This window comes from Amycolatopsis sp. FDAARGOS 1241 (assembly GCF_016889705.1).
Lineage (GTDB): Bacteria > Actinomycetota > Actinomycetes > Mycobacteriales > Pseudonocardiaceae > Amycolatopsis.
This window is the reverse complement of sequence record NZ_CP069526.1, coordinates 6,673,474-6,699,233: the sequence shown is the minus strand read 5'-3', so window position 1 is coordinate 6,699,233 and position 25,760 is coordinate 6,673,474. Positions and strand designations below refer to the sequence as shown.

Sequence of the window (25,760 nt, the reverse complement as noted above, 5' to 3'; positions counted from 1 at the left end):
CGCACAGGTCGCGGCCGCGCCGGGGCACCGCCGACCCGGCGGGTCAGCTCCGCGCGATCCCGTCCCGCATCTCCGCCACGATCGACGCCACCACCGCCTTCAACGACCCGTTGTGCTGTTTGGCCACCGCGCGCTGGCGGCGGTAGCTCGGTCCGTACTGCAGGATCGTCTCGACGTCCCGCAGCTCGCTCACGCAGTCCAGCCGCCGGGCCACGGGCTCGAGTTTCTCCAGCAGATCGGTGATGTCGTCGGTGACCAGGCGCTCGTGGCCGGTCGCGTCGAGGATGATGATCGCGTCGGTGCCGTAGCGAGCGGCGCGCCACTTGTTCTCCTGCACGTGCCACGGCGGCAGCGTCGCGAGCTGCTCGCCGTGGTCGAGGCGCGCGCTGAAGCTCTCGACGAGGCATTGCGTCAGCGCGGCGATCGCGCCAACCTCCTCGAGCGTGGGCACGCTGTCGCACACCCGCATCTCGACGGTGCCGAAGTGCGGCGCCGGGCGGATGTCCCAGCGGATCTCCGAGAAGTGGTCGATCACGCCGGTCGTGAACATGTCCGAGACGTACCGCTCGAGCTCCGCCCATTCGCGGAACTGGAACGGCAACCCGGCCGTCGGCAGCTGCTGGAACATCAGCGCGCGGTTGGAGGCGTACCCGGTGTCCTCCGCGCCCCAGTACGGCGAAGACGCGGAGAGCGCCTGCAGGTGCGGCGCGTAGTTGAGCAGCGCGTCGAGCACCGGCAGCACCTTGTCGCGGTGGTCCAGACCGACGTGCACGTGGACGCCGTAGATCAGCATCTGCCTGCCCCACCACTGCGTGCGCTCGATGAGCTTCGCGTACCGCTCCTTGTCGGTCACCTTCTGCCGGTACCAGTTGGAGAACGGGTGCGAGCCCGCCGAGAAGACCTCGACGCCCAGCGGGTCGATCACCTTGTGCACCACGTCGAGCGATTCGGCCAGATCGGCCTTCACCTCGGCGACGGTGGTGCAGACCCCGCTGACCACCTCGATGGTGTTGAGCAGCAGCTCCTGCTTGATCTTGGGGTGCTCGGCGGCGCCGTCGGGCCGCACGGCCTCGAGGACGCGTTCCGCCATGGACGACAGCTCACCGCTGCGCCGGTCGACCAGTGCCAGCTCCCACTCCGCGCCTATCGTCGACCGGCGCGAAGGGCTGAAGTCGATCCGCATACCCGCCCGGTCAGACCTGGGCGCCGTTGGTGGGGTCCGCGCCCGGCGGCGGGCCCTGGCGTACCCGCAGCAGCAGGAGCGCGATGGCGGTGGCGAGTGAGAGGATCCCCAGCGGCGTCGCCAGGGCCGGGCCGACGCCGATCAGGTTCGGCACGATCAGCAGCAGCAACCCGACGACGAAGAACAGGAGCACCACAAACGCGCCCTTGCGCGGGCGAGGCAGCGGCGGGGGCTCGGGCGGCACGAAGTGCTCGTCGTCCTCGGCGGGGTCGTCGGTGAACATCGTGGTGTCCCACGTGGTCCCACCTGTGCGCCACGAGTCCGGCTCGGGGGTTTCAGTCGGTTTGTCGGGTTTCGCCGTCGCCGGCGGGGTGGTGTCCGGGGGTGTGCCGGTCGCGGAGTCGTCGAGCTCGAGCACGTCCTCGTCGAGGAACATGCCGACACCCTCGGCCCGCAGATCGGCGACGATCTCGGCGAATGTGGCGTCGACGTCCTCGGGCCCGTCCGTGCCTTTCCCCCGCGTCATCAGGCACCCACCTGTCCCGCCCGCAGCGCCCGGGCGAAGTCGACACTGCGGCTGAAGATCAGTTCCGCGTCGTTGTCCTGCGTCGCGACGTGGAAGCTGTTCTCCAGCACCACCTCGGTCACGTCCGGGCTGGCGATGCCGGCCAGCACGATCCGCGAGTTCTCGGGCTCCACCACGTGGTCGACTCGCGAGCGGAGCAGCAGCACCGGCTGCGTCACCTTCCCCAGGTCGGCCCGTGTCACCTTCCACAGGCGCGCGAGGCTCGCGGCGGCGCGCACCGGCGTGCGCGGGTAGGCCAGCTCGGTCACGCCGGGCTTGGCGATGTCGTTGGCGATCCCGGGGATCGACGGGACCATTCGCGCCACCAGCGGCAGCAGCTTCGCGTCGGCGCTCAGCCGCGTGACGGACGGGTTGACCAGCACGATCCCGGCGATCCGGTCGCCGAACTCCTCGGCGAGGCGCAGCGTGAGCGTGCCACCCATCGAAAGGCCGCCGACGAACACGGTGTCGCATTCGGCCCGCAGCGCGAGCAGCTCTTCGCGGACGGCTCCGTACCAGTCCTGCCAGGTGGTCCGGTTCAGGTCCTGCCAGCGCGTGCCGTGGCCCGGCAGCAGCGGGCAGCGCACGGAGAACCCGGCTGCGGCCAGGTGGTCGCCCCACGCCCGCAGCCCGGCCGGCGTGCCGGTGAAGCCGTGGCACAGCAGGAACCCGGCTCCGGAGGAACCGGTGTGGGCGAACGGTTCCGCGCCGGCGAGCACGCTCATGGCGAACGCCCTTCCGATCGAAGCGGTTTAGGTCTTCCATGCTCTCACGGTCGGGTGGTCTTGTGGGGGCCCCACCGGTGCCTCGAACCGCCTGCTACCGCTGTGAGATCGATCGCTGCCAGCCAGTAGCCGTTCACCGCACATTGTGCGCGGACGGCCGGGTTTCGTACCCTTGAGCACCGAGAACTCGAACGTCGAGCCTCGGGAAGGACTGGAGCGCGGTGCTGTACTGGCTCATGAAGTTCGTGTTCATCGGCCCCCTGCTGAAGACCCTGTGGCCGACGAAGGTGGTCGGTGCCGAAAACATCCCGGAGACGGGTGGCGCGATCCTCGCCGGCAACCACCTGGCGGTCGCCGATTCGTTCTTCATGCCGCTGCGGGTGAAGCGCAAGGTCACGTTCCCGGCCAAGTCGGAGTACTTCACCGAGCCGGGGTTCAAGGGCTTGCTCAAGAAGTGGTTCTTCACCGGCGTCGGCCAGTTCCCGATCGACCGCTCGGGCGGCAACGCCGCGCAGGCCGCCCTCGACACGGCCATCCGCCTCGTGAAGCAGGGCCACCTGCTGGGGATCTACCCGGAGGGCACGCGCTCGCCCGACGGCCGGCTGTACAAGGGCAAGACCGGCGTCGCCCGGATCGCGCTCGAGTCCAAGGGCGTGGTGGTCCCGGTCGCGATGATCGGCACCGACAAGGTCAACCCGATCGGCTCGAAGATGTGGTGGCCGCGGCGCCTCGAGATCCGCTTCGGCGCACCGCTCGACTTCTCCCGTTACGACGGCCTGGCCGGCGACCGGTTCATCGAGCGCTCGATCACCGACGAGATCATGTATGCGCTCATGGAACTCTCGGGCCAGGAGTACGTGGACATCTACGCGGCGAAGGCCAAGGAGCTGCTGGCCGCGGAGGCCGCCGGCGCCGACCCGAAGGTGCCCGCCCAGCCGGCCGGGCGCGACGCGGCCCGGGTGCCGGACAGCAAGGTCGGCTAACCGGCCGAGCTCCGCTTTCCGCGCCGCCAACGCCCTCAACGGACGCGTTCCGCGCCGCTGCTAGTTTTCCGTAATGCGTTTTTTCTACGACACCGAGTTCATCGAGGACGGCGTGACGATCGACCTGGTGTCGATCGGTGTCGTTGACGAGCGCGGCCGCGAGTTCTACGCCGTCTCGACCGATTTCGACCCCGCCAAGGCGGGACCGTGGGTGCGGGACAACGTACTGCCCAAGCTGCCCTCGCCCGCGGACCCCGCGTGGCGCAGCCGCGAGAAGATCCGCACGGACCTGCTCGAGTTCTTCGGCAAGCCCCCGGGCGGCATCGAGCTGTGGGCGTGGTTCGCGGCCTACGACCACGTCGCGCTGGCCCAGCTGTGGGGCCCGATGCCGGCCCTGCCGCGCCAGCTGCCCCGCTTCACGCGCGACCTGCGCCAACGCTGGGAAGACGCGGGGAAGCCCAAACTGCCCGCCGCCCCCACCGACCAGCACGACGCCCTGGCGGACGCGAAGCACAACCTGCAACGCTGGGAAGTCATCGAATCGGCGTTCCGCCGCCGCTGAGCGGGTCACTGGGGGCGGGGTCGGGGGTGCGTCGTCGCGCACTGGCCGGGTCGGTGGTGCTGGTCGTCGTGCTGGGCCTGGTCACGGCCGCAGCGGTACCGGATCCGGACTCGCCGCGGGAGTACCTCGTCGGCGCACTCGGGTTGCTGCGGGCCCACTCGATCGACCGGGACTCCGTGCACTGGCCGGCCGCGGAAGCCGGAGCGCTGCGCCGAGCTGAAGGCGCGTCGACGCCGGCAGGCACGTACTCGGCGATCCGGGGCGCGTTCGTCCGGGTGGGCAACAAACACGCGGTGCTGCTCGGTCCCGCGGCGGCCAAAGCCCCCGCCGCGGAAAGATCGAAGTGCCGACGAGCCGGGCCGCCGGCGACGTGGCTGTGCTGACCGTGCCCGCGTTCGCCGCGGACACGGCGGGCGAACGCCGGTACGTCGCCGCCGGCATCACCGCGGTCGAATCCGCCGACGCGGGCAGCCCGTGCGGCTGGATCGTGGACCTGCGGGAAAACTTCGGCGGAGACATGGTCCCCATGCTCACCGTCCTCGTGCCACTCCTGGACGAGGGTGCGCTGGGCTCGTTCCGGGGCCTCGACGGGTCGAGCACCTGGATCCTGCGAGGCGGCCGCGTTTCGGTCACCGGCGACCCGAGGGTGAGCGAGGAGAACCCGCTGCGGCTGTCGCGGCCGCGACCACCGGTCGCCGTGCTCACTTCCACACGCACCGGGAGCTCGGGAGAGGCGTCGCTGCCGGCTTTCCGCGGTCTCGCCCGCGCCGCGACGTTCGGCCAAGCCACCGCGGGCTTCGCCACCGGCAACGAGGCCTGCCACCTCAGCGACGGCGCCGACCTGCGGATCACGACCGTGCGCGACGTCGACCGGACCGGACGCGGCTACGGCAACACCCCGATCCAGCCCGACCACCCGCTGCCCGCGGCCGCGACCACCGGCGAGGTGGTCGCGCCCGCATCAGCTTGGCTGCACACGCAGCCCGGCTGCTGAATCAGCGCCGGGCGCGAACGGATCCCGCGAGGGTGTCCAGCAGATCCGCCGTGGTGTCCCAGTCGAGGCAGGCGTCGGTGATGGACTGGCCGTAGGTGAGGTCACCGCCGTGGCCGAGGACGAGCTCCTGGCGGCCCGCGGTGAGGAAGCTTTCCAGCATGAGGCCGACGATGCCGCGCTCGCCTGCGGCGATGCGGTCGGCCAGTTCGAGCACGACCTCGCGTGAGCGGACGTGGTCCTTGTTGCTGTTGCCGTGGCTCGCGTCGATGATCACGCGCTCCGGCAGGCCCGACTTCGCGAGGCGGCCGAGGGTCTCGGTGACCGAAGCGGCGTCGTAGTTCGGGCCCTTCGAGCTGCCGCGCAGGATCACGTGGCAGTCGGGGTTGCCCGAGGTGGTCAGCAGCGCCGCGAGGCCGTCGGTGTTGATGCCGGGGAACACGTGCGACGCGGCCGCCGCGCGGGTGGCGTCGACCGCGACCTGGATGTCGCCCTCCACGGAGTTCTTGATGCCCACCGGCATCGACAGGGCGCTGCACATCTGGCGGTGCACCTGGCTCGCCGCCGTGCGCGCGCCGATCGAGCCCCACGTGACGATGTCGGCGATGAACTGCGGCGTGATCGGGTCCAGGAACTCACACCCCACCGGCAGCCCGAGCTCCGACACGTCGAGCAGCAGCTTCCGGGCGATCCGCAGGCCCTTGTTCACGGCGAACGTGCCGTCGAGGTCCGGGTCGTTGATCAGGCCCTTCCAGCCCAGCGTGGTGCGCGGCTTCTCGAAGTACACGCGCATCACGATGTGCAGGTCGCCGCGCAGCTGTTCGGCTTTCGCGGCGAGCTTGCGGGCGTACTCGAGCGCGGCCTCCGGGTCGTGGACGGAGCACGGGCCCACGACCACGGCGAGGCGGTCGTCGCGGCCGTCGAGCACGTCGACGGTCTCCGTGCGGCCGGCGTGCACGACCTTCGCCACCGCGGCGTCCACGGGGTGGTCCTCGCGGAGCAGGGCGGGGGAGATCAGCGGGCTGATCGACGTGGTGCGCTGGTTGTCCAGGGTGCTCGCGTCGGCGGGCCCGGCGGTCAGCTGCGGGGAGGTCACGGCGGGTGGTTCCTTCCTGGTGGACACCGACCCGCGGGGAATCGCCGAGCCGGTTTGGAGATCCGGCTCGGGGTGGGAGTCAGCGCAGGTTCACGCGGCCGTGCCCACCCGGGGCCGGCTTCGTAAACCAGAAATAGCGCTGCACGGCGATGAAGCTAGCACACGGCGCGCCCGGCTCGTGCTCCACCCACGTGCAGACCGATTGGCCAGGTGGTCCGCCCTGCACCGATCCAGACGAAAGCCGCTACTCTGGCGGCGAACTGTGAGTGCGATCTCCACGTGAGGAAGACGGAGGCAAGACATGCGTGTCGGTGTGCTGACGGGCGGCGGCGACTGCCCGGGGCTGAACGCGGTGATCCGCGCGGTGGTCCGCAAGGGCATCGAGGTGCACGGCTGGGAGTTCGTCGGCTTCCGCAACGGGTGGCAGGGACCGCTCACCGGCGAGAGCAGGCCGCTGGGCCTGCGCGACGTCGAGGACATCCTCACGCGCGGCGGCACGATCCTGCGCTCGTCGCGGACGAACCCGTACAAGGTCGACGGCGGTGTCGAGAAGATCAAGGCAGTCCTCGCCGAGCAGGAGATCGACGCGCTCATCGCGATCGGCGGCGAGGACACCCTCGGCGTCGCGAAGCGGCTCACCGACGACGGGATCGGCGTCGTCGGCGTGCCCAAGACGATCGACAACGACCTGGGCTCCACCGACTACACGTTCGGCTTCGACACCGCCGTCGCCATCGCGACCGAGGCCATCGACCGGCTGCACACCACGGCCGAGTCGCACCACCGCGCGCTGGTCGTGGAGGTCATGGGCCGCCACGCCGGCTGGATCGCCCTGCACTCCGGCCTCGCCGGCGGCGCGAGCGTGATCCTGGTGCCCGAGCGCCACTTCTCGGTCGACCAGGTCGTGGAGTGGGTCGAGCGCCGCTTCGAGAACGAGTACGCGCCGATCATCGTGGTCGCCGAGGGCGCGCTGCCCGAGGGCGGCGAGGAGAAGCTGCTGACCGGCGAGAAGGACGCCTTCGGGCACGTGCGCCTCGGCGGCATCGGCACCTGGCTGGCCGACGAGATCGCCTCGCGCACCGGTAAGGAATCCCGCGCCGTGGTGCTCGGCCACGTGCAGCGCGGCGGCACGCCGACCGCGTACGACCGCGTGCTCGCCACCCGCTTCGGCCTGCACGCCGTGGACGCCGTGGCCGACGGCGACTTCGGCGTGATGGTGGCGCTGAAGGGCACCGACATCGTGCGCGTGAAGCTCTCGGAAGCGACCGCCGAGCTGAAGACGGTGCCGCTGGAGCGCTACGAAGAGGCCGAGGTCTTCTTCGGCTGAGTTTCCACGCCGGGTGGGGGCGTCCCCACCCGGCGGCCGGGAACGCCGCATTCCGGGCGACCCAGGTGCGGCCACCCGTTTCCGGTGCGTCCACTGTGGACGGCGGATGGCGGACCGACGGCTACGGCCGGCTCGTCGGGATCTCGGGCAGCCGCTTCGCCACCCACGCCGTCACCGCGGTGAGCTGCCTGCCGGGATCCCGAACGGCACCGGTAGCGGGCGACGTTCGCCACGTCAGTTGGCACCGTCGCACGGTGCGCCGCCGCGACCGCGACCACACGAGGCCGACCTTCGACGGCGACCTCCGCGCCGGCCGGGCGAGAGCCTGGGTCGACCACCGCGAACTAGCGGCTCGGGGGAGCCACCGGGCGCCCCGGCATCGAGTGCACTGTCCACTTAGGACCAAGGGCGGCTCAGGACGAGGCCGCGGGCGGCTGCCACGGCGGTTTGGCCCAGTCCCAGCGCGGCACCGGCTCGAACGCGGCCGGTCCCGCACCGGGGGCCGAGAACAGCACGGCCAGCCTGCTGCCCCACTCGAGGTAGCCGGCGAGCGCGGCCCGGAATTCGGGATCGGCGGGCAGGCCTGCCTCGTCGGCGGTTTCGAGCAGCAGCGCGACCCACCGCCGGCGCTGTTGTTCGGTGATGCCGCGCCCGGCGTGGCGCGCGATCATGTGCGGGTGACCGCCGTGGTGGGCGGTGTAGTCGGCCGGTCCGCCGAAGACCTCGCCGAGCCAGGCGGCGACGTGCCGGGGGTGGCGGGCGTCCATGCCGCGGAACACGGGTTCCAGCACCGGATCCCGCAGCACGTGGCCGTAGAAGAGTTCCAGGAGCCGCACCAGCGCGAGGCGCCCGCCGGCCCATTCGTACAGCGTCGGCGGCCGGCCACCGCCCTCGCCGGCGACGGCGGTCGGCTCGTAGTGGCGCATCTCGTCGAGGTCGGCCCGGTACTCGCCGATCGCCGCGAAGAACGGCGGGAAGTGCGGCCCGCGGCGGAACCCCTGGAGGTGGGCCTCGGCCGAGGTCCACCGGATCCGCAGCACGTAGCGCGTAGGGTCGTCGACACAACGGCTCAGCTCGTAGTCCAGGCACTCCGGTGCCTTCGCGAGCGACGTAGCGGCCTCGGCGTACGCGGCTTCGAACGCGGCCGCCCGGCCGGCGGGGACGGTGTAGCGCAGGTATTCGAGCACCCGCTCAGCACAGCGCACGCGGAAGACGAGGGCAACCACGTACTTTTCGGTGCGTGGGAGGGAGATCGCGATGGCGGACAGGCGGTACTGGTGCCCGGTCGAGCTCACGGTCGACCTGATCGGCGGCCGGTGGAAGCCGGTGATCCTCGCGCACCTGAAGGAGGGCGTCCACCGCTACGGCGAACTGCGGCGGCGGATGCCGGCCATCAGCGAGAAAATGCTCACCCAGCAGCTGCGCGAACTCGCGGCCGACGGTTTGGTGCGCCGGGAGAGCTTCGACGGCCGGATTCCGCACGTCGAATACCGGCTCACCGAAGAGGGCGCTGCGCTCGGCCCGGCGCTGACCGCGCTGTACGAGTGGGGTGAGCGCCGGGCGGCGGCCACCGGGATCACGTTCGAGACGCCGGCCCAGGAAGCGGGGGCGAGACGAGCCTGAGGCGGATCGGGAGGGCGCGTGGCGCCCTCCGACCGGCTTGGGAGCGGCGCGTTCTGCCGACACCGGATGATGCCCCACGCCGTGACCGAATTGCCAGTGGGCTGCACCATTGACGGCTTGATCTGGTCCACCTCATGGTCGGCGGCTTCGGCCAGGCGCGAAGAACCCCGCGGCCTTCGCGAACTCCTGCTGCAACCTCGTGGCCGACGGCACCGGTGGCGGCAAGATCGGCGTCGCCGACTGCGCGGGCGCGGCGCAGTACGTCGACTGGTACGACGTGATGACCTACCAGGCGAGCTACTCCCAGCAGCAAGTCGGCGGCGCGATGTTCTGGGAGCTCGCCGGTGCCACCTCCAACGGCGAGCTGATCACGGCACTCGCGAAGTAGCTGCTTCCGGCTGCGACCGGCGGCGCGGGGACCGCCCGGCCGCACCGGGAGTTTTCTGTCGGGGGCGGCCGATATCGTGCTTCGGGTGAAGTTCTCGGGATTCGGCGAGTACGCCGTCGATTTCTACGACGGCCTGGAGGCCGACAACTCCAAGTCCTACTGGGACGCGAACGTGGCGACCTACAAGGACGACGTGCGCGCGCCGATGGAGGCACTGCTCAAGGAGCTCGAGCCCGAGTTCGGCGGGGGCTTCGGCGAGGGCAAGGTGTTCCGCCCGTACCGCGACGTGCGTTTCGCCAAGGACAAAACGCCGTACAAGACCCACTGCGGCGCCGTGATCGAAGCCGGCCGCGGCGGGGGTGCTTACTACGTCGAAGTGGGGCCCGCCGGCCTGCGCGTCGGCGGCGGCTGCTTCCACCTCGCGCCCGACCAGCTCGCCCGCTTCCGCACGGCTGTCGACACGGAGCTCCACGGTCCCGCCCTGGAGTCCATCCTGGCGACGCTGCGCCGCCAAGGCTGGGACATCCTGGGCGACCGGCTGAAGTCCCGCCCGCGCGGCTTCGCCGACGACCACCCGCGCCTCGACCTGCTGCGCTACCGCTCGGTCTACGCCGTCCGCGCCTGGGAACCCGCTGACTACCTCCACGAACGCGAGGCCTTCGACCGCGTCCGCAAAGCCTGGCGGCAGCTGAAGAAGTTCAACGAGTGGGCCCGCGACCACGTGGGGCCGAGCGAGCAGCCGCGCCGCTGAGGTCGCTCAGCGGGGGAGCGGGTAGCGCCAGAGCCGGCTCCCCGTGCCCGTCGTCGTGGCCAGGAGGAGACCAGGGCCGTCGGCGATGGCGGTGAGGGACGCGGCGGGTTCGGGCAGCGGGAGTTCCGCGAAGCCGTCGCACTGAGGCCCGACGCGCCAGAGCCGCGGGCGGCCGGCCACCTCGACCGTGACGTCGAGGTGGCCCGTCGAGTCCTGCGTCAGGCCCGTCACCTCGAGCAGTTGCGCGGGCGGGATCACCGGGCCGCCGGCGAACGCCGTCCACGACGGACCCGACTGCCAGCACGCCAGGCGCTGCTCGCTCGTCGCGCCGACGGCCGTGCAGGAGGCCGAGCACATCACGCGCCAGGCGGCCGCCGAGCCGGCCGGGGAAGGCAGGTCGACGCGTGTCCACGTCGAGCCGGAAGCCGACGTCCACGCCACCGGCCGCACGGTGAGGCCGGCGCGGACGTCGCCCACCGCGACGTAGCCGGGGCCGAAGCCGGCGGCCGCGAGGATGCGCGTCTGGCCGGCCGGGGTGCTGAGCAGGGCCGGGTCCTCGGCGAGCGTCCACGACACGCCGTCGCGAGAGGTCCACGCGGCCGCGCCGACGCCGCCGGTGCGGTGGTCCCACTGGCCGGTCAGCAGGTAGCCCCCGGCGCTCGCCGCGGAGGCCGACGTCGTCACCGCGCGTTCCCCGCCCAGTAGCTCGACCGGCTGTTCGTGCTCGGTGAGCCCGGCGCCGGAGCCGGTCCAGATCGACGGGCGCGGGTTGGCGTGGGCGCCGCCGAACGCGGAGCCCAGGGCGAGCAGCCGGGACCCGGCGGCGGCCGGCAGCGTCAGCTCCGCCTGCCGGCCGTACCCGGTCGACGCGTGCAGCGGGAGCGGGGTCCACGACGGGCCCGCGAGCCACGCCCCGGGCGCCCGGCCACCGGGTGCCGGCGTGGAACCGGTCATAACGATTCCCGATGACGTGCGGACGAATCCCAGTACGCGCGTACCGGAAACCGGCAGGTCAACGGAGCGCCACGGCGGTTCGGCAGCCGAAGAGCACGCCCCGACCAGGGCGAACGTCGCGATCAAGATCATGAGCCGGCGAACCACCGTCATACCTTCGGAGGTTAGGGATCTGAATGGTTTCCGAACACTTCCCCTGAACTTTCGGTATCGGTACAGACGTGAGTGGCGGGAAGGACTACCCTGTGCGAACGTGAGCCGACGCGCGAAGATCGTTTGTACGCTGGGGCCCGCCACCTCCACGCCGGAGAAGATGCGGGCACTCGTCGACGCCGGGATGGACGTCGCGAGGATGAACTTCAGCCACGGAAGCCACAGCGACCACAAGCAGGTCTACGACCTGGTTCGGGCCGCTGCGGCGGAGAGTGGCCGGTCGGTCGGCATCCTGGCCGACCTGCAGGGGCCGAAGATCCGCCTCGGCACCTTCGCCAGCGGCTCCGCCGAGTGGCACACGGGCGACGAAGTCCGCATCACCGTCGAGGAGGTTGTCGGTACGCACGACCGCGTGTCGACGACCTACAAGGGCCTCGCGAAGGACGCGAAGCCCGGCGACCGCCTGCTGGTCGACGACGGCAAGGTCGGCCTCGTGGTCAAGTCCGTCGAGGGCCCCGACGTGATCTGCGAGGTCACCGAGGGCGGCCCGGTCAGCAACAACAAGGGTGTGTCGCTGCCGGGCATGGACGTGTCCGTGCCCGCGCTGAGCGACAAGGACATCGAGGACCTCGAGTTCGCGCTGCACCTGGGCGTCGACTTCGTCGCGCTGTCCTTTGTGCGCTCGCCGGCCGACATCGACCTCGTGCACCAGGTCATGGACCGCGTCGGCAAGGGCCGGCTGCCGGTGGTCGCGAAGATCGAGAAGCCCGAGGCGGTCTACAACCTCGAGGCCATCGTGCTGGCCTTCGACGCGGTGATGGTCGCCCGCGGCGACCTCGGTGTCGAACTGCCGCTCGAGCAGGTGCCGCTGGTGCAGAAGCGCGCCATCCAGATCTGCCGCGAGAACGCCAAGCCGGTCATCGTCGCGACGCAGATGCTCGAATCGATGATCAACAACTCCCGGCCGACCCGCGCCGAGGCCTCGGACGTCGCGAACGCGGTGCTCGACGGCACCGACGCCGTGATGCTCTCGGGCGAGACCAGCGTCGGGCGCTACCCGATCGAGACGGTGCAGACGATGGGCCGCATCGTCGAGGCGGTCGAGACCGATTCGCCGGTCGTCCCGCCGCTCACCCACGTCCCGCGCACCAAGCGCGGCGTGATCTCTTACGCCGCCCGCGACATCGGCGAGCGGCTCAACGCCAAGGCACTGGTCGCGTTCACCCAGTCCGGTGACACCGTGCGCCGCCTGGCGCGCCTGCACACACGGCTCCCGCTGATGGCGTTCACGCCGGAGGAGAGCGTGCGCAGCCAGCTGTCGCTGACCTGGGGCACGGTCACGACGATCGTGCCGGAGGTGGCCTCCACCGACCAGATGATCCACCAGGTCGACCAGGCGATGCTCGCGATGGGCAAGTACCAGCGCGGCGACCTCGTGGTGATCGTGGCCGGGTCCCCGCCGGGAACCGTCGGGTCGACGAACCTGATCCACGTGCACCGGCTCGGTGAAGACGACCACGCGTAACGGACGAAATTCAGGCGGACCGAATAGGGTTCGGTCATGACCGAGATCGCCAGGAACGCCGCCGCCGGGCTAGACGAAGCCGGCGGCGGCGGACAGGTGGTCCTCGACCGGCTCGTCGACCTCCTCGACCTGGAGAAGGTGGAGGAGGACTTCTACCGCGGGGTCTCGCCCGCGCACTCGCCCGTCCGCGTGTTCGGCGGCCAGGTCGCCGGGCAGGCGCTGGTGGCCGCGGGGCGCACGGTGCCCGAGGACCGCCGCGTGCACTCGCTGCACGCCTACTTCATCCGCGGCGGCGACCCGCGCGCGCCGATCCTCTACGAGGTCGACCGCATCCGCGACGGCCGCTCGTTCACCACGCGCCGCGTCACCGCCATCCAGCACGGCAAGGCGATCTTCGCGCTGTCGGCGTCGTTCCAGCGCGACGAGGACGGCCTCGACCACGGCGAGCCGATGCCCGACGTGCCGGCCCCGGAGACCCTGCCGACGTTCCAGGAGCGCACGGCCGGCTTCGGCCTGCGCTTCACCGAACGACCGCGCCCGATCGACGTGCGCTACGTGGGCGAGCCGCCGTGGATCACGCGCTCTACCGGCGCGCGGCCGGAGCGCAACCGCGTGTGGATGCGGGCCGACGGTTCGCTGCCGGACGACCAGCTGCTGCACGTCTGCGTGCTCACCTACGCCTCGGACATGACGCTGCTCGACTCGATTCTCGCGCGCCACGGCGTCTACTGGGATGTCGACAAGGTCCTCGGCGCGAGCCTGGACCACGCGTTGTGGTTCCACCGGCCCTTCCGCGCCGACGAGTGGTTCCTCTACGACAGCACGTCGCCGAGCGCCTCGGGCGCGCGCGGCCTGGCCACGGGCCGGTTCTTCGCGCAGGACGGCACGCACATCGCGACCGTCGTCCAGGAGGGCCTGCTGCGCGTTCTGTGAGGACGGTCGCAGCTCGTTCTACTGAGGGTGTGTCACCGAGTGGCGTTCGCAGAATCAACCACACTTCCGGGTGGCGCGAAAAGCGAAATGCGTTGCCGGGTAATCGTCACGGTGTGCACGGCAAGCGCCGACAAGCCGTGACAACCGAGGGTGAAGGTGCCCGGGACCGGTCGGGGGGCGGCCCCGGACACCTTCTGCCGGAAACGCCCGCGCACTCGGTGTCTGTTTCCGGCTGGCCGTCGTCTACGCTGCTCAGGAACCCAGGCCGATCATGACGGCCGGTGCGACCGGCACGGCGTGACCGGTTCCGGTTCACCGATGTCAGAGTACAAGCGCAATCTGCAAATTGCAGGGCGGAGACCTGCCTCGACGGCGGGAATTCCGCGGTGTTAATACCCCACTGACTAGTCGGACGGCTGGTTAGATATGCGGTGCGGGCAGTGGTGGCAGACGGTGCGCGCAACGCGGAAGACGATCCGGAGGTGCTGTCGTGGCGAGAGGCCAGGGACCCACCGTTCGCCGCCGGAGGCTCGCGAGCGAGCTGCGGCGGCTCCGGGAAGCCGCCGACCTGACGATCGACGAGGTGGGCGAGAAGCTCGAGTGCTCCGCGTCGAAGGTCAGCCGCATCGAGACCGGGCACGTCGGGGTCACCCCGCGCGACGCCCGGGACATGCTCGCGCTCTACGGGATCACCGGCGACGAGCAGGAGGCGCTCGTCCAGCTGGCCCGCGAGGCACGCAAGCGCGGCTGGTGGCACGCGTACAACGAGGTGTTCACCGGCACGTTCGTGGGGCTCGAGGCCGACGCGAGCTCGCTGCGCGCGTTCCAGGCGCTGCTCGTACCCGGGCTGCTGCAGACCGAGCGCTACGCCCACGCCGTGATCCGTGCGCTGCGGCCCGACGCCGAGGACGCCGAGATCCGGCGTCGCGTGGCCGCGCGCATGGCCCGCCAGGAGCTGCTGAGCGACACCCCGCCGCCCGAGTACTGGGCCGTGGTCGACGAGGCCGTGCTGCACCGGGTGGTCGACAGCGCCGAGGTGATGGCCGAGCAGCTCTTCCGCATGGCCGCGGTCGCCGAGAAGCCGAACGTGACCATCCAGGTCGTGCCCTTCTCCGCCGGTGCCCACCCCGGCATGGAGGGCCCGTTCCTCATCATGGGTTTCCCCGAGCAGGCCGACCCCGACGTCGTCTACGTCGACGACAGCACGTCCAGCGGCCTGTACCTCGAGCAACCCGAAGACGTCCGGCGCTACGCGCTGATGTTCGACCACCTGCGCGCTGCCGCGCTGAAACCGGACGACTCGGTCGACTTGATCACCGAGGCGGCCGGCCGGTTCGCCGAACAGGCTGCCGTGCCGGCCGCAGTGCACCACCTGGAACCGAGGACACAGTGAGGAAAGTGGGGAACACGATGCCAGACGCGGATCTTTCCCGGGCCACCTGGCGCAAGAGCAGCTTCAGCGGTGGCGGCAACGACTGCGTCGAGATCGCCTTCGTCGGCGGTGGCGCCGCGGTGCGCGACTCGAAAGACCCCGAAGGGGGTGCTGTCCGCCTCCCCGCGTCGGGTTGGCGGGGGCTGCTGGCGGCGGTGCGCGCCGGCGGCCCGGTGCGCGACTGACGGTCCACCCGGCGACCCCTTACCCCGCCGACCTGCTCGTCGCTGGTCGGTGTCTGGGGTAAGGGGTCGTCTGGCGTCCAGGTCTGGGTGATCACCCGATGCCCGCGCCGCCCCCTCAGGACGACTCTGAGTGTCACCGAAGAAGGCAACTCGGAGATGGGGATCGAAGCGATGAGTTATCAGCTCCTGGACGCGATGAGCGCCGAGGTCGCCTACCGCGCGGAGCAGCTGCGGAAGGCCGGGCGCGACGCGCGGATGACGAAGCAGAGCCGGCCCGTCCGCTGGCTGCGGACCCACCGGCTGACCAACATCGACGTACCGGTGCAGGAACACCGCACGGCGGAGCCGATCGCCTCGCGCGCCGGGCACCTCGCGCGGTGACGGCGTGCCGCTCTCGGCTGCGAACACGCTCTCGGTGAAAACCATGGCGGAACTGTCGGTGGGGTAGGACAGAATGCACCTCGTGCCCCGCTTAGGCTCCGGAATCCCGCTGGTCGCCCGCACCCACGAGATGCGGCGGCTGCGTGCTGCCTTCTCGCGGGCGGAGCGGCGTGAGGCGGGGGCGGTGCTGATCGCGGGCGACGCGGGTGTCGGCAAGACGCGGCTGCTCACCGCGCTCGGTGAGCACGTCGGGGCCGGCGGCGCGCTGGTGCTCACGGGCCGCTGCATCGACGTGCGCGACGGTGGCCTGCCCTACCTGCCGTTCGCGGAGGCACTGGCCCCGCTGGCCTCGTCGGGGGACCCGGCCGTCGCCGCGGCGGTGCGGTCCCGGCCGGCACTCGCGCGGCTGCTGCCACAGAGCGGGGAGCCGGCTCCGACGGCGCCGGGGGAACACGGCCAGGTGTCGGGTGGCGAGCGGGAAGCCGCGCGCCGGCCGCGACCGGAACAGGACCTCGGTCAGCTCCAGTTGTTCGACGCTGTACTGGGGGTGCTGACCGAGGTCGCCGAGTCGCGGCCGGTGGTGATCCTGATCGAGGACCTGCACTGGGCCGATCCGTCCACGCGCAACCTGCTGTCCTTCCTGGTCAGCAGGTTGCGCGCGCAGCGGCTGCTGATCGTGGGCAGCTACCGCGAGGAGGACGTGCACCGGCGTCACCCGCTGCGCGGCCTGCTGTCGGAGCTCGTGCGGCTGGCAACGGTCGAGCAGATCGAGCTGCGGCCGTTCGGGCCCGCCGACGCGCGGGCGTTCGTCGAGGCGCTGGCCGACGAGCCGCTGCCGCCCGACGTGGTCGCGGACATCGTCGCGCGCTCGGAGGGCAACCCCTTCTTCGTCGAAGAGCTGCTCGCGACGAACGCCGACTGCCGCGACCTGCCCGCCGGGCTCGCCGAGGTGCTGCTCGCCCGGCTGGAGCGCTTCCCGGCGGAGACGCGGCGCGTCCTGCGTGTGATCTCGGTGGCGAACGAACCGGTGTCGCACGCGGCGCTCGCGGAGGTCGCGGCCCTCGGCGAGCTGGAACTCGACGAGGCGCTGCGCGAGGCCGTGCAGCACCACGTGCTCGTGATCGAAGACGGGTTCTACGTCTTCCGCCACGCCTTGCTGCAGGAAGCCGTCTACGGTGACCTGTTGCCGGGGGAGCGCACGCGGATGCACGCGGCGTACGCGGCCCGGATCCGCGCGATACCGCAGGGACGAGGGCAGGACGCCAAGCTGGCGTTCCACAGCCTCGAGAGCCGCGACTACGTCACGGCGCTGCCCGCTTTGCTGAGCGCGATGGACGAGGCGGAGAAGCTGGGCGCGCCCGGGGCCGCGCTGCGGCACGCCGAGCAAGCACTGTCCATTTGGGACGCCGTGCCCGTCGCGGACCGGCCCGAAGGCGTCGACGAGCTGAAGCTGCTGCACGAGGCGTCCTACTTCGCCGGCACGTCGGGCGAGCCGGAGCGGGCGGTCGCGTACGCGCGGTCCGCCACCGAGGCGCTGGCCACCGACACACCGCTCGACCGCGCCGCGCGGGTGTGGCGGCGGCTGGGGGAGGCCCTCCTTTCGCTGGAAGGCACGCTGGAAGAGGCGACGGAGGCCGTCGACCGGGCATACGAGCTGGTCAAGGACACGGAGCCGAGCCCGGTGCGCGCGTGGGTGCTTGCCACCCGCGCCGGCGTGCTGCGGGCGATCGACCAGCCGGGGGAGGCACTCGACAGCGCGCTCACCGCGGTGTCCGACGCGCGGGCCGTGGGCGCGGTCGGGGCCGAGGCGTCGGCGCTGATCACGCTCGGCACGCTGGCCGATTCGGCGGGCGACGCCGCGGCCGCACGTGAGCGGCTGCGCCAGGCCATCCGCAAGGCGCGCGACGCCGAAGCACTGAACGTCGAGCTGCGCGGCATGTACTTCCTCGCCTTGAGCTACGACGACCAGGCCGAGATGACCGAAGCGCTGGCCCACGCCACGCGCGGGGTCGCGCGGGCGGAGGAGTCGGGGCTCACGTGGAGCTCGTACGGGCTCGAGCTGCGGGCACGGCAGCTCTACCTGAGGTACCTCACCGGCGACTGGCCCGCGGAGGACGCGGCCGGCCGGGCCGGGCGGGGCGTGTCGAGCGCGGTGGCCGCGCGGATCCTCGCGAACTGGGCGCTGTTCCTCGTGGCCCGTGGCCGCTTCGACGACGCCGGGCGGCTCCTGCCGGGGCTGCGCCAGCAGTGGCAGGCCGACATCCAGATCGCGCTGTCGGCGGGCGACGCCGCCGTCGAGCTGGCGTTCTGGCGCGCCGACCACTTCGAGGCCGTGCGCGTGACCGAAGAGCTGATCGCGTGGCTGGAGAAGATCGAGCCCTGGCTGCTCGGCGGGATCCGGATCGCCGCGCTGGGCATGGCGTCCGTCGCGGCGCGCGCCGCCGACGCCCGCCTGCGCGGTGATCAGCAGACGGCCGACGAAATGGTGTCCGTCGGTCGGCGCCTGCTGGAGCACGGGCGCCGCTGCGCGATCGACGGCACCCCGCGCTCGGGCACGCTGGGCCCGGAGGGGCACGCGTGGCTCGCCCGGCTGGAAGCCGCCGCGTCCGGGGTGAGCGGTCCCGCCGACCCCGCTCTGTGGGCGGCCGCCGCCACGGCCTTCGGCTACGGCGCGCTGTACGAACAAGCCATGTGCCGCTACTTCGAAGCCCAGGCTCTGCTGGCGCGCGGGCTGCCCGCGGTGGACACCCTGCAGTCCGCCCACTCCGTCGCGTCTTCGCTCGGTGCCCTGCCTCTGCGCGACGCGGTTCGCGACCTGGCCCATCGTGCCCGCGTGGACCTCCCCGGCGTGTCCCCGGCCGCCGCCCCCGTCGCGGCGAACCCCCTCACCGACCGCGAACGCGATGTCCTCGAACGTGTCGCCCTCGGCCGTACCAACCGCCAGGTCGGGGACGAGCTCTACATCAGCGAGAAGACGGTGAGTGTCCACCTCTCCCGCGTCATGGCCAAGCTCGGCGCCAGCCGGCGCGCGGAGGCCGTCGCCATCGCGTACGACCGCGGGCTGCTGACCACGCCGGCCGCCGGCGGCTGACGCGCGGGCCCGCGAAGTGGTTGACTGATCACGTCAATCGCTTGCCGGCCACTTCGGAGGTACCCGGATGCGCGTCGACGTGCACGCTCACCTGTGGAGCGAGGCGTACCTGCAGCTGCTGACCCGGCTGGGCAATACGAAGGCCGCCGGCCAGCGCGGGCTCGGCGCGGACCGCACCACGGCGGAGCTCGACGCGCGGTTCGAGCAGATGACGGCGGCAGGCATCGACCTGCAGGTGCTCTCGACCACCCCGGCGCCGCCGTACTTCGAAGACGAGCAGGCGGCCATCGAGGCCGCGCGCTGGGTGAACGACGAATACGCCGAGCTCGCCCGCCTGCACCCCGACCGGTTCCGCGCGTTCGCTTCGCTCCCGCTCCCACACCCCGACGCGGCGCTCGCGGAGCTCACCCGCGCGCTCGACGACCTGGACTTCCTCGGCGCTGCCATCACCACGTCGGTGCTCGGCCGCTCGCTCGGCGACCCGGCGTTCCTGCCCGTCTACGAAGAACTCGACCGCCGCGGCAGCGTCCTGTTCGTGCACCCCGCCGGCCTCGGCGCCGAGTCCCCGCTGATCGGCCGGAACCTGACCTGGCAGATCGGCGCGCCGATCGAGGACACCGTCGCAGTCATGCATCTGATCATCGCCGGCGTGCCGAGCCGCTTCCCGCGGATGAAGATCATCCTGCCGCACCTCGGCGGTGCGCTGCCGATGATCCTCCCGCGCATCGACCGCCAGAATCCTTGGGAGGCACCGGAAACCCCGGAGAAGCCGAGCCTCGCCGCGCGCCGGATCTTCTACGACACCGTCGGGCACAACCACGGGCCGGCGTTGCGCTTGGCCGCCGACACCCTCGGTGCCGACCGCCTGGTGCTCGGCACCGATTTCCCTTACCAGAAGGGCGAAGGGTTCGTCGAGGCCGTGACCTACGTCGAACGCGCCGGGCTGCCCGCCGACGCCGTCAGCGCGATTCTCGACCGCACCGCGGTGGAGCTGCTCGGGCTGGGCTGATCACCGCCGTGGCAGGCGGCGCAGCAGCTTCATGCTCGACGTCATCACCCGCGCCCACACGCCGCCCGGCAGGCAGCGCGCGGCCGCAGCGCCAGGCCGCGCCGGCCGGCGATCGACGGCGCCTCGGTGTAATTCAGCAGCCCTTCGGCACCGTTGCGGCGGCCGACGCCCGAATCCTTCCGCCCATCGACACGCCGACGCTGCCGAAGGTGCAGCAGCACATCCGGCGTGACGTCGGTGAGCACGGTCGGGTCGTGGAACAGCGGGCCGAGGTCCGGGCGGGCGCGGCCACCGGTCAGCGCGCAGGCGCCCTTGACCAGGGCGTCCCCGATGTGCGCCGACACGGTTTCGAGCCGGCTCGGTGACGTCAGCTCGTCCCCGAGCTTGAGCGCGGCCGTGCGCGACGAAGGCACGGGTGAACTCCTCCCGGACGCTCTCGTGCGCGTGGATCCGCTCCGCTGACACGCAGCTGCCCCGCCGAGGAGAAGCACGCGGTGGCGGCTCCGGTCGCGGCTTTCCGACGTCGGTGTCCGGCAGCATGATCAGCGGGTTCTTGCCGCCGAGTTCGAGCGAATAGCCGGTGAGCCGCGACGGGATCCGGTCGGCGAGGTCCTTGCCGGTGGGGATGGCGCCGGTGAAGCAGAGGTAGTCGCACTCTTCGAGCAGCGCCGGGCCGAGGGCCGCACCACGGCCATGCACCACGTGCCACAGCCCGGCGGGCAGGCCGGCCTCCTCGGCGAGCTCCTGCAGCCACAGCGCCGAGAGAGCGGCCTGGTTGTCGGGTTTCTGCACCACGACGTTGCCCGCGGCCAGAGCCGGGAAGACGTCCACCACGGTGAGCGCCAAAAGTAGTTCCACGGCGAGATGAGCCCGACGACTCCCTTGGGGCGGCGCAGTTCGCCGGCCTTCGGCAGGTCCGGGATCACGCCCGGTGCGCGCCGGGCGTGAGGATTTTCGCGCTGTGCTTGCCGTAGTACGCCGCGACCAGCGCCGCCGCGCTCACCTCGTCGAACGCGTCGAGGCTTGCCTTGCCGGCCTCGACCTGCACCAGGTCGAGAGCCTCGGCCTGGCGATCAGGTCGTGGAGCCGCACCAGAACCGTCGGCACTCGGCGACGGACCGCGCGGCCCACTCGCGCTGGGTCTCCCGGGCAGCGGCGAACGCGCCGTGCACGTCGGCGCCGGTGGCCTGGGGGAGCGTGGTGATCGGCATCCTGGTGAACGGCGCGGTCATCCGGATCGGCGCCGCGTCCGCGCTGCCGGTCACGCGGGCGACGCCCTGGGCCGCGCGCTACCGGCGGGGCGCCCGCGACACCGCCGATCCTCGCGGGTGGACCCGTGTCGCCACTGAGGTTCGCCGGTTTCGTGCGGGTCATGCCGTCTGCGTTCAAAGCGGTGTTACCGACGGGTACGCCATGCCGTCGGTATGCCGGCTGAACCTCGATTGTGAATCCTATTCACATCTCGGCGTCGTCGCGGTGGCGGTCCGGTGGCTCGACGCCGGGAGCGGGCTGCACGTCCTGCGGTGGGAAGGGTGGCGTCGGACCCGCCGGGGCGTCCCGGTCCTCGGGCGCCTCGGGTTCCGGCGCCACGAAGCCCTGCTCGGGCGGCTCGGCGGAGGGCTGCGGCGGGGAGGCGTACCCCGGCGGGGCGTAACCCGGTGCGGCGTAAGCGAAAACCTGCTCGCGCGGCCACCGCGCCCCGCCGAACGCGGCGAGCGCCAGCACGAGCGCGGCCACCACGCCACCCCCGAGCAGCAGCCAGAAGCCGGTGCCGGTCGTGTAGTGGGCAACCACGGCCGACGTGCGCTGCTCGTAGCTGAGGGAGGCCGACACGTCCATGCTCATCGTCCACACGGCCGCGACGACACCCGCGCCGCCGGCGATCAGCGTGATCCGGGCGGCGGCCCGGGCGCGGGTGAACGCGAGCACCGCGCCGGCCAGCAGCACGGCCGCCGTGACCGAGAGCGGGATGCCGTAGCGGGCGACGTGGCTGATCGCGAACAATTCCTGCTCCGCGGCCGGCGCCACGTCGACGAGCCGGGTCCACGAGGTGATCGAGAACGCGCTTTCCAGGCGGCCCTCGACCGTCACCTGGGTGGTCGCCGCCGGCAGGAACGTGCCCGCCACCACGAGCGCGGCCGCGAACACCCCGAGGATCCCGGCGAGCAGCCGGGACACCGCACCGGGCTCGGCGGCGGGCGGCGGGTACTGCGGCACGCTGGTCATCGCGGCTCCTTCGCGTGCTCTAACGCGGTTACCCGCGATTCCACCACGAACCGGGCGATCGCGCTAAGACACGGCACGGGCGTGCCGGCCGGGTCAGGCGTCGGAGTACATCAGGACCGCGATGCGCTTCCACTCCCGCAGCAGCTTGCGCCGCCGGTTCGGGTCGCCGCCCAGTTCGGCGTCGAGCGCGAGGCCGCGGGTGAGATTGACGGTGAGCCAGAACAGCGTCTCGGCGCGTTCCTTCGGCAGCTCACCCGCCACCTGGCTGATGTGCTCCAGCGTCGCGCGGCCCAGAGCGCGGTCGACGGGCCGGATGGCGGCGCGCAGTTCCGGGTCGGTGCGCGCGGCGACCCACAGCTCGGTCACGGCGGTGGACAGGGTGCCCGAGTACCCCGTCCACAGCAGGTCGATCGCCGCCTCGACGCCGGACGCGCCGCCCGGCAGGTCGTCGAGCGAGGTCGCCAGCTGCGTGCGCAGCTTCGTGGTCAGGTGCTCGACCGCGGTCGCCATCAGCTCGGCTTTCGTGGCGAAGTGGTGCTGCACGGCGCCTTTCGACACGCCCGCCCGGGCGCAGATCTCCTGCATCGACGTGCGGGCGTACCCGATCTCCACCAGGCATTCGACGGTGGCGTCGAGCAGGGCCGTGCGCGTCTGCTCCCGGCGCTGGGCCTGGGTGCGGTGCGCCTTCGCCGCAACCTCGGTCATCACGCCTCCCGCTTTACGTACCCGACGCCCCGGAGGTACATTCCGCGTGGAACTTACCTTCCAAGCGTAATGTTTTCCAGCAGGAGGCGTCGCCGTGCCGTTGCAGATCCAGAAGAGCTCGTGGAGCACCACTGAACTCGAAGACCTCAGGGAGCTCGCCCGGTCGTTCCTGCAGAAGGAACTCGTGCCGCACCAGGAGCGCTGGGCCGCCGAGAAGAAGCTCGACCGCGAGGTCTGGACGAAGGCGGGCGAGGTCGGGCTGCTCGCGCTTTCGATCCCGGAGGAGTACGGCGGCGGTGGCGGCTCGTTCGCCCACGAAGCCGTGCTCTACGAGGAGCAGGCACGTGCCGGTGACAGCGCGTGGGGCGTCACCGTCCACAACGGAATCGTCGCGCACTACCTGCTCGCCTACGCGCAGGAGGAGCGCAAGCGCGAGTGGCTGCCGAAGCTCGCGAGCGGCGAGTTCGTGGGCGCCATCGCGATGACCGAGCCGGGCACGGGTTCGGACCTGCAGAACATCAAGACCCGCGCGGTGCGCGAGGGTGACCACTACGTGATCAACGGCGCCAAGACGTTCATCACCAACGGCTACCACGCCGACCTCGTGGTGGTGGCGTGCAAGACCGACCCGGAGGCCGGCGCACAGGGTGTGTCGCTGATCGTGGTCGAGACCGACACACCGGGCTTCCGCCGCGGCCGCGTGCTCGACAAGGTCGGCATGAAGGGCCAGGACACCGCCGAGCTGTTCTTCGACGACGTCCGCGTGCCTGCGTCGAACCTGCTCGGTGACGCCGAGGGGCAGGGCTTCATCCAGCTGATGCTGCAGCTGCCGCAGGAACGGCTGATCATCGCCGTCACCGCGGTCGCCGGCATGGAGGCCGCGATCGACCTGACGATCGACTACACGAAGGACCGCCAGGCGTTCGGCCGGCCCATCTTCTCCTTCCAGAACACCAAGTTCACGCTCGCCGAGGCGGCGACTGAAGCGGCCGTGGCGCGCGCGTTCCTCGACCAGTGCATCGAGCGCCACCTCAGGGGCGAGCTCGACGTGCAGGGTGCGGCGATGGCGAAGCTGTGGACGACCGAGCGCGTGAACAAGGTCGTGGACCAGTGCCTGCAGCTCTTCGGCGGCTACGGCTACATGACCGAGTACCCGATCGCGCGCGCGTGGGCGGACATGCGCATCTCGCGGATCTTCGGCGGTACCAGCGAAATCATGAAGGAGATCATCTCCCGCACGCTCTGACACCTCCGCCGACGAAAGGACGTTCCCGTGAAAGCAGGACCGCTCAGCGGGCTGAAGGTGGTGGAGCTCGCCGGGCTCGCGCCGGCACCGTTCGCCTGCATGATCCTCGCCGACCTCGGCGCCGACGTGGTGCGCGTCGACCGCGTGACGCCGGGCGCCGACGTGCTCGGCATCCCCGGCGATCCGCTGACCCGCGGCCGGCGCTCGATCGGGGTGAACACCAAGACGCCCGAGGGCGTCGAGGTGGTGCTCGAGCTCGCCGACCGGGCCGACGTGCTCATCGAGGGTTTCCGCCCGGGCGTCGCCGAACGCATGGGCCTCGGGCCGGAAGTGGTGCACGCGCGCAACCCGCGGCTCGTCTACGGCCGCATGACCGGCTGGGGCCAGGACGGCCCGCTCGCCGCGGCCGCCGGGCACGACATCAACTACATCGCCATCGCCGGCGCACTCGAACCCATCGGCCGCGCCGGTGACCGCCCGGTGCCGCCGCTCAACCTCGTCGGCGACTTCGGCGGCGGTGGTCTGGTGCTCGCCATGGGCGTGCTCGCCGCCCTGCACGAGCGCACGTCGTCCGGGCGCGGGCAGGTCGTCGACGCGTCCATGGTCGAGGGCGCGGCCCTGCTGACGACCAGCCTCCACGGCATGCGCGCCGCCGGAGTCTGGCCCGGCGAACGCGGCGACAACCTCCTGGACGGCGGCGCTCCGTTCTACGACACCTACGAAACCGCCGACGGCAAGTACGTCGCGATCGGGGCGATCGAGATGCGCTTCTGGGGTGACCTCGTGAAGGTCCTCGGCCTCGAAGATCCGCCGTCGCACCTGGACAAGGCTCAGTGGCCGAAGTTGCGCGAGCTCATCGCAGGCGCGGTCGCGAAGCACCCGCGCGACGATCTCGTCGCCCGCGCCGAAGGCACCGACGCCTGCCTGACGCCGGTCCTGTCCCCGTGGGAAGCCGCGCGGCACCCGCAGAACGCGGCGCGCGGGTCCTTTGTGGACATCGGCGGCACTGTCCAGCCCGCCCCGGCACCGCGGTTCGACCGCACACCGGCGGAAACCCCGCGAGCGCCCCGCCCGGTGGGCTCCGACACCGAGGAGGTGCTCACGGAAATCGGCCTAACGACCGAGGATCTCGCGGCGCTGCGCACGGCGGGCGCGATCGCCTAGCGGTCACCAGGTGGCCAGATCCGCGCGGATCACCGCGTACAGCACGCTGTCGCGCCATTCGCCGTCGCGGAAGCCGTAGCCGCGAAGGATTCCCTCGCGCGTGAAGCCGGCCTTCTCGAGGGAGCGCTGCTCGGCGCGATTGGTCACCTCGGTGCTGGCCTCGACGCGGTTGAACTGCGTGTGCGCGAACAGGTAGCGCACCAGCAGCCGCTGCGCTTCGGTGCCGTGGCCGTGCCCGCGCGCTTCCGGGCGCAGGACGAGGCCCATGTTCCAGCAGTACGAGCTGGGTCCGGAACGCGAGCGGTGCCACGACAGCAGGCCGAGCGGGTGGCCGCCCAGGGTGGGGACGAGCAGGCCGCCCTCGGGGGTGAGGATCTTGCCGTCGAGCCAGCGCCGGCGGAGGTAACCAGGTTCGTGCCAGCCGTACCACTGGAACTCGCCCGCTGCGGCCGGGTCGTTGGTGAGGGCTTCGAGCAGGTCGAGGTCGGCCTCGCGCACGGGCCGGAGCAGCACCGTCTCGCCGTCGTCCATCGCGGGAGCCTAGCGGGACGGCGCCGCGCCC

General features: G+C 71.6%; 29 protein-coding genes and 1 pseudogene. 17 read left to right on the top strand and 13 right to left on the bottom strand.

All coding sequences use genetic code 11. The annotated features are described in order from the left end of the window. Window positions 1–43: 43 nt before the first annotated feature. From I6J71_RS32745 to I6J71_RS32735, 3 genes are read right to left on the bottom strand one after another with little or no spacing between them, the layout of a single operon-like run. Window positions 44–1,183, bottom strand: a complete 1,140-nt coding sequence (locus I6J71_RS32745) for a glutamate--cysteine ligase (RefSeq protein WP_204090376.1) — start codon at window positions 1,181–1,183, stop codon at window positions 44–46. Window positions 1,184–1,193: 10 nt separating this feature from the next. Further along, window positions 1,194–1,709: a hypothetical protein gene (locus I6J71_RS32740; RefSeq protein WP_204090375.1), complete on the bottom strand. Its 516-nt coding sequence runs from the start codon at window positions 1,707–1,709 to the stop codon at window positions 1,194–1,196. Continuing rightward, window positions 1,709–2,473, bottom strand: a complete 765-nt coding sequence (locus tag I6J71_RS32735; protein WP_204090374.1) for a carboxylesterase — start codon at window positions 2,471–2,473, stop codon at window positions 1,709–1,711. The genes I6J71_RS32740 and I6J71_RS32735 overlap by 1 nt, the downstream gene beginning before the upstream one ends. 221 nt (window positions 2,474–2,694) lie before the next feature. On the opposite strand from I6J71_RS32735, the gene I6J71_RS32730 reads away from it, so the two are divergent. From I6J71_RS32730 to I6J71_RS32715, 4 genes are all read left to right on the top strand, one after another. Next, window positions 2,695–3,456, top strand: coding sequence for a 1-acyl-sn-glycerol-3-phosphate acyltransferase (locus I6J71_RS32730; protein ID WP_204090373.1), 762 nt, complete (start codon window positions 2,695–2,697; stop codon window positions 3,454–3,456). Window positions 3,457–3,529: 73 nt separating this feature from the next. Next, window positions 3,530–4,018, top strand: coding sequence for a polyadenylate-specific 3'-exoribonuclease AS (locus I6J71_RS32725; RefSeq protein WP_204090372.1), 489 nt, complete (start codon window positions 3,530–3,532; stop codon window positions 4,016–4,018). 26 nt (window positions 4,019–4,044) lie between these two features. Next, complete coding sequence (locus tag I6J71_RS32720; RefSeq protein ID WP_204090371.1) at window positions 4,045–4,401, top strand: hypothetical protein; 357 nt, start codon at window positions 4,045–4,047, stop codon at window positions 4,399–4,401. Further along, the gene (locus tag I6J71_RS32715; protein WP_204090370.1) at window positions 4,362–5,012 is read left to right on the top strand and encodes a S41 family peptidase; all 651 of its coding nucleotides are present in this window, start codon (window positions 4,362–4,364) and stop codon (window positions 5,010–5,012) included. Before I6J71_RS32720 ends, I6J71_RS32715 begins: the two co-directional genes overlap by 40 nt. Before the next feature lies 1 nt (window position 5,013). Here the strand turns inward: I6J71_RS32715 and I6J71_RS32710 are convergent, their stop codons facing one another. Next, on the bottom strand, window positions 5,014–6,105 hold the full coding sequence (locus I6J71_RS32710; protein ID WP_239154057.1) for a 3-deoxy-7-phosphoheptulonate synthase: 1,092 nt from the start codon (window positions 6,103–6,105) through the stop codon (window positions 5,014–5,016). Window positions 6,106–6,406: 301 nt separating this feature from the next. Here I6J71_RS32710 and I6J71_RS32705 point away from each other — a divergent pair, with 301 nt between their 5' ends. Next, a complete protein-coding gene (locus I6J71_RS32705) occupies window positions 6,407–7,432 on the top strand; it encodes a 6-phosphofructokinase (protein ID WP_204090369.1) in 1,026 nt (341 codons plus the stop codon). A 413-nt stretch (window positions 7,433–7,845) separates the two neighbouring features. Here the strand turns inward: I6J71_RS32705 and I6J71_RS32700 are convergent, their stop codons facing one another. Then, window positions 7,846–8,727 carry a group II truncated hemoglobin gene (locus I6J71_RS32700; RefSeq protein WP_239154056.1) on the bottom strand — a complete coding sequence of 294 codons (882 nt, stop codon included), beginning with the start codon at window positions 8,725–8,727 and terminating at the stop codon, window positions 7,846–7,848. On the opposite strand from I6J71_RS32700, the gene I6J71_RS32695 reads away from it, so the two are divergent. The 3 genes from I6J71_RS32695 (at window position 8,690) to I6J71_RS32685 (ending at window position 10,194) form a co-directional block, all read left to right on the top strand. After that, entirely contained in the window at window positions 8,690–9,055 is a 366-nt protein-coding gene (locus I6J71_RS32695) for a helix-turn-helix domain-containing protein (RefSeq protein ID WP_204090368.1), read from the top strand. The two genes, I6J71_RS32700 and I6J71_RS32695, sit on opposite strands and share 38 nt — an antisense overlap. 199 nt (window positions 9,056–9,254) lie before the next feature. Further along, a complete protein-coding gene (locus tag I6J71_RS32690) occupies window positions 9,255–9,443 on the top strand; it encodes a hypothetical protein (protein WP_204090367.1) in 189 nt (62 codons plus the stop codon). A gap of 85 nt (window positions 9,444–9,528) precedes the next feature. After that, a complete protein-coding gene (locus tag I6J71_RS32685; protein ID WP_204090366.1) occupies window positions 9,529–10,194 on the top strand; it encodes a DUF2461 domain-containing protein in 666 nt (221 codons plus the stop codon). Window positions 10,195–10,200: 6 nt separating this feature from the next. Here the strand turns inward: I6J71_RS32685 and I6J71_RS32680 are convergent, their stop codons facing one another. Then, window positions 10,201–11,148 carry a hypothetical protein gene (locus I6J71_RS32680; RefSeq protein ID WP_204090365.1) on the bottom strand — a complete coding sequence of 316 codons (948 nt, stop codon included), beginning with the start codon at window positions 11,146–11,148 and terminating at the stop codon, window positions 10,201–10,203. A gap of 253 nt (window positions 11,149–11,401) precedes the next feature. Here I6J71_RS32680 and pyk point away from each other — a divergent pair, with 253 nt between their 5' ends. From pyk to I6J71_RS32645, 7 genes are all read left to right on the top strand, one after another. Continuing rightward, entirely contained in the window at window positions 11,402–12,826 is a 1,425-nt protein-coding gene (gene pyk, locus I6J71_RS32675; protein ID WP_204090364.1) for a pyruvate kinase, read from the top strand. A 36-nt stretch (window positions 12,827–12,862) separates the two neighbouring features. Further along, window positions 12,863–13,759, top strand: coding sequence for an acyl-CoA thioesterase II (locus tag I6J71_RS32670; RefSeq protein ID WP_204090363.1), 897 nt, complete (start codon window positions 12,863–12,865; stop codon window positions 13,757–13,759). 490 nt (window positions 13,760–14,249) lie between these two features. Beyond that, entirely contained in the window at window positions 14,250–15,152 is a 903-nt protein-coding gene (locus I6J71_RS32665; RefSeq protein ID WP_204090362.1) for a helix-turn-helix transcriptional regulator, read from the top strand. A 17-nt stretch (window positions 15,153–15,169) separates the two neighbouring features. Continuing rightward, the gene (locus I6J71_RS32660; protein ID WP_204090361.1) at window positions 15,170–15,376 is read left to right on the top strand and encodes a DUF397 domain-containing protein; all 207 of its coding nucleotides are present in this window, start codon (window positions 15,170–15,172) and stop codon (window positions 15,374–15,376) included. 171 nt (window positions 15,377–15,547) lie between these two features. Beyond that, a complete protein-coding gene (locus I6J71_RS32655) occupies window positions 15,548–15,757 on the top strand; it encodes a hypothetical protein (RefSeq protein ID WP_204090360.1) in 210 nt (69 codons plus the stop codon). A gap of 73 nt (window positions 15,758–15,830) precedes the next feature. Beyond that, window positions 15,831–18,848 (top strand): helix-turn-helix transcriptional regulator, encoded by a 3,018-nt coding sequence (locus tag I6J71_RS32650; RefSeq protein WP_204090359.1) that lies wholly within the window; start codon window positions 15,831–15,833, stop codon window positions 18,846–18,848. 67 nt (window positions 18,849–18,915) lie between these two features. Beyond that, entirely contained in the window at window positions 18,916–19,857 is a 942-nt protein-coding gene (locus I6J71_RS32645; RefSeq protein ID WP_204090358.1) for an amidohydrolase family protein, read from the top strand. 44 nt (window positions 19,858–19,901) lie between these two features. Here I6J71_RS32645 and I6J71_RS51290 read toward each other — a convergent pair whose 3' ends face one another. The 6 genes and pseudogenes from I6J71_RS51290 to I6J71_RS32630 all read right to left on the bottom strand — a co-directional run bounded on the left by I6J71_RS51290 (window position 19,902) and on the right by I6J71_RS32630 (window position 22,788). After that, window positions 19,902–20,270, bottom strand: a complete 369-nt coding sequence (locus I6J71_RS51290; RefSeq protein WP_370542269.1) for a hypothetical protein — start codon at window positions 20,268–20,270, stop codon at window positions 19,902–19,904. 34 nt (window positions 20,271–20,304) lie between these two features. Then, window positions 20,305–20,649, bottom strand: a pseudogene (locus I6J71_RS51285) (aldehyde dehydrogenase family protein); the annotation flags it as partial. Between the two features lie 130 nt (window positions 20,650–20,779). Beyond that, on the bottom strand, window positions 20,780–20,905 hold the full coding sequence (locus I6J71_RS51280) for a hypothetical protein (RefSeq protein ID WP_370542005.1): 126 nt from the start codon (window positions 20,903–20,905) through the stop codon (window positions 20,780–20,782). 25 nt (window positions 20,906–20,930) lie between these two features. Further along, window positions 20,931–21,122: an aldehyde dehydrogenase family protein gene (locus I6J71_RS51275; RefSeq protein ID WP_370542004.1), complete on the bottom strand. Its 192-nt coding sequence runs from the start codon at window positions 21,120–21,122 to the stop codon at window positions 20,931–20,933. Window positions 21,123–21,312: 190 nt separating this feature from the next. Further along, on the bottom strand, window positions 21,313–22,083 hold the full coding sequence (locus I6J71_RS32635) for a hypothetical protein (protein ID WP_204090357.1): 771 nt from the start codon (window positions 22,081–22,083) through the stop codon (window positions 21,313–21,315). 93 nt (window positions 22,084–22,176) lie between these two features. After that, window positions 22,177–22,788: a TetR/AcrR family transcriptional regulator gene (locus I6J71_RS32630; protein WP_204090356.1), complete on the bottom strand. Its 612-nt coding sequence runs from the start codon at window positions 22,786–22,788 to the stop codon at window positions 22,177–22,179. 94 nt (window positions 22,789–22,882) lie between these two features. Here I6J71_RS32630 and I6J71_RS32625 point away from each other — a divergent pair, with 94 nt between their 5' ends. Beyond that, window positions 22,883–24,034, top strand: coding sequence for an acyl-CoA dehydrogenase family protein (locus I6J71_RS32625; protein WP_204090355.1), 1,152 nt, complete (start codon window positions 22,883–22,885; stop codon window positions 24,032–24,034). 27 nt (window positions 24,035–24,061) lie between these two features. Continuing rightward, entirely contained in the window at window positions 24,062–25,198 is a 1,137-nt protein-coding gene (locus I6J71_RS32620) for a CaiB/BaiF CoA-transferase family protein (protein ID WP_204090354.1), read from the top strand. A gap of 3 nt (window positions 25,199–25,201) precedes the next feature. On the opposite strand, the gene I6J71_RS32615 is transcribed toward I6J71_RS32620, so the two are convergent. Next, complete coding sequence (locus I6J71_RS32615) at window positions 25,202–25,729, bottom strand: GNAT family N-acetyltransferase (RefSeq protein ID WP_204090353.1); 528 nt, start codon at window positions 25,727–25,729, stop codon at window positions 25,202–25,204. Between the last annotated feature and the right edge of the window lie 31 nt (window positions 25,730–25,760).

Coding starts and splice junctions, on each gene's coding strand:
- I6J71_RS32655 (WP_204090360.1), top strand. CDS start 15,548: ATGAGTTATCAGCTCCTGGACGCGATGAGCGCCGAGGTCGCCTACCGC.
- I6J71_RS32630 (WP_204090356.1), bottom strand. CDS start 22,788: ATGACCGAGGTTGCGGCGAAGGCGCACCGCACCCAGGCCCAGCGCCGG.
- I6J71_RS32650 (WP_204090359.1), top strand. CDS start 15,831: ATGCACCTCGTGCCCCGCTTAGGCTCCGGAATCCCGCTGGTCGCCCGC.
- I6J71_RS32705 (WP_204090369.1), top strand. CDS start 6,407: ATGCGTGTCGGTGTGCTGACGGGCGGCGGCGACTGCCCGGGGCTGAAC.
- I6J71_RS32615 (WP_204090353.1), bottom strand. CDS start 25,729: ATGGACGACGGCGAGACGGTGCTGCTCCGGCCCGTGCGCGAGGCCGAC.
- I6J71_RS32680 (WP_204090365.1), bottom strand. CDS start 11,148: ATGACCGGTTCCACGCCGGCACCCGGTGGCCGGGCGCCCGGGGCGTGG.
- I6J71_RS32745 (WP_204090376.1), bottom strand. CDS start 1,183: ATGCGGATCGACTTCAGCCCTTCGCGCCGGTCGACGATAGGCGCGGAG.
- I6J71_RS32740 (WP_204090375.1), bottom strand. CDS start 1,709: ATGACGCGGGGGAAAGGCACGGACGGGCCCGAGGACGTCGACGCCACA.
- I6J71_RS32660 (WP_204090361.1), top strand. CDS start 15,170: ATGCCAGACGCGGATCTTTCCCGGGCCACCTGGCGCAAGAGCAGCTTC.
- I6J71_RS32725 (WP_204090372.1), top strand. CDS start 3,530: ATGCGTTTTTTCTACGACACCGAGTTCATCGAGGACGGCGTGACGATC.
- I6J71_RS32645 (WP_204090358.1), top strand. CDS start 18,916: ATGCGCGTCGACGTGCACGCTCACCTGTGGAGCGAGGCGTACCTGCAG.
- I6J71_RS32670 (WP_204090363.1), top strand. CDS start 12,863: ATGACCGAGATCGCCAGGAACGCCGCCGCCGGGCTAGACGAAGCCGGC.
- I6J71_RS32695 (WP_204090368.1), top strand. CDS start 8,690: ATGGCGGACAGGCGGTACTGGTGCCCGGTCGAGCTCACGGTCGACCTG.
- I6J71_RS32635 (WP_204090357.1), bottom strand. CDS start 22,083: ATGACCAGCGTGCCGCAGTACCCGCCGCCCGCCGCCGAGCCCGGTGCG.
- I6J71_RS32735 (WP_204090374.1), bottom strand. CDS start 2,473: ATGAGCGTGCTCGCCGGCGCGGAACCGTTCGCCCACACCGGTTCCTCC.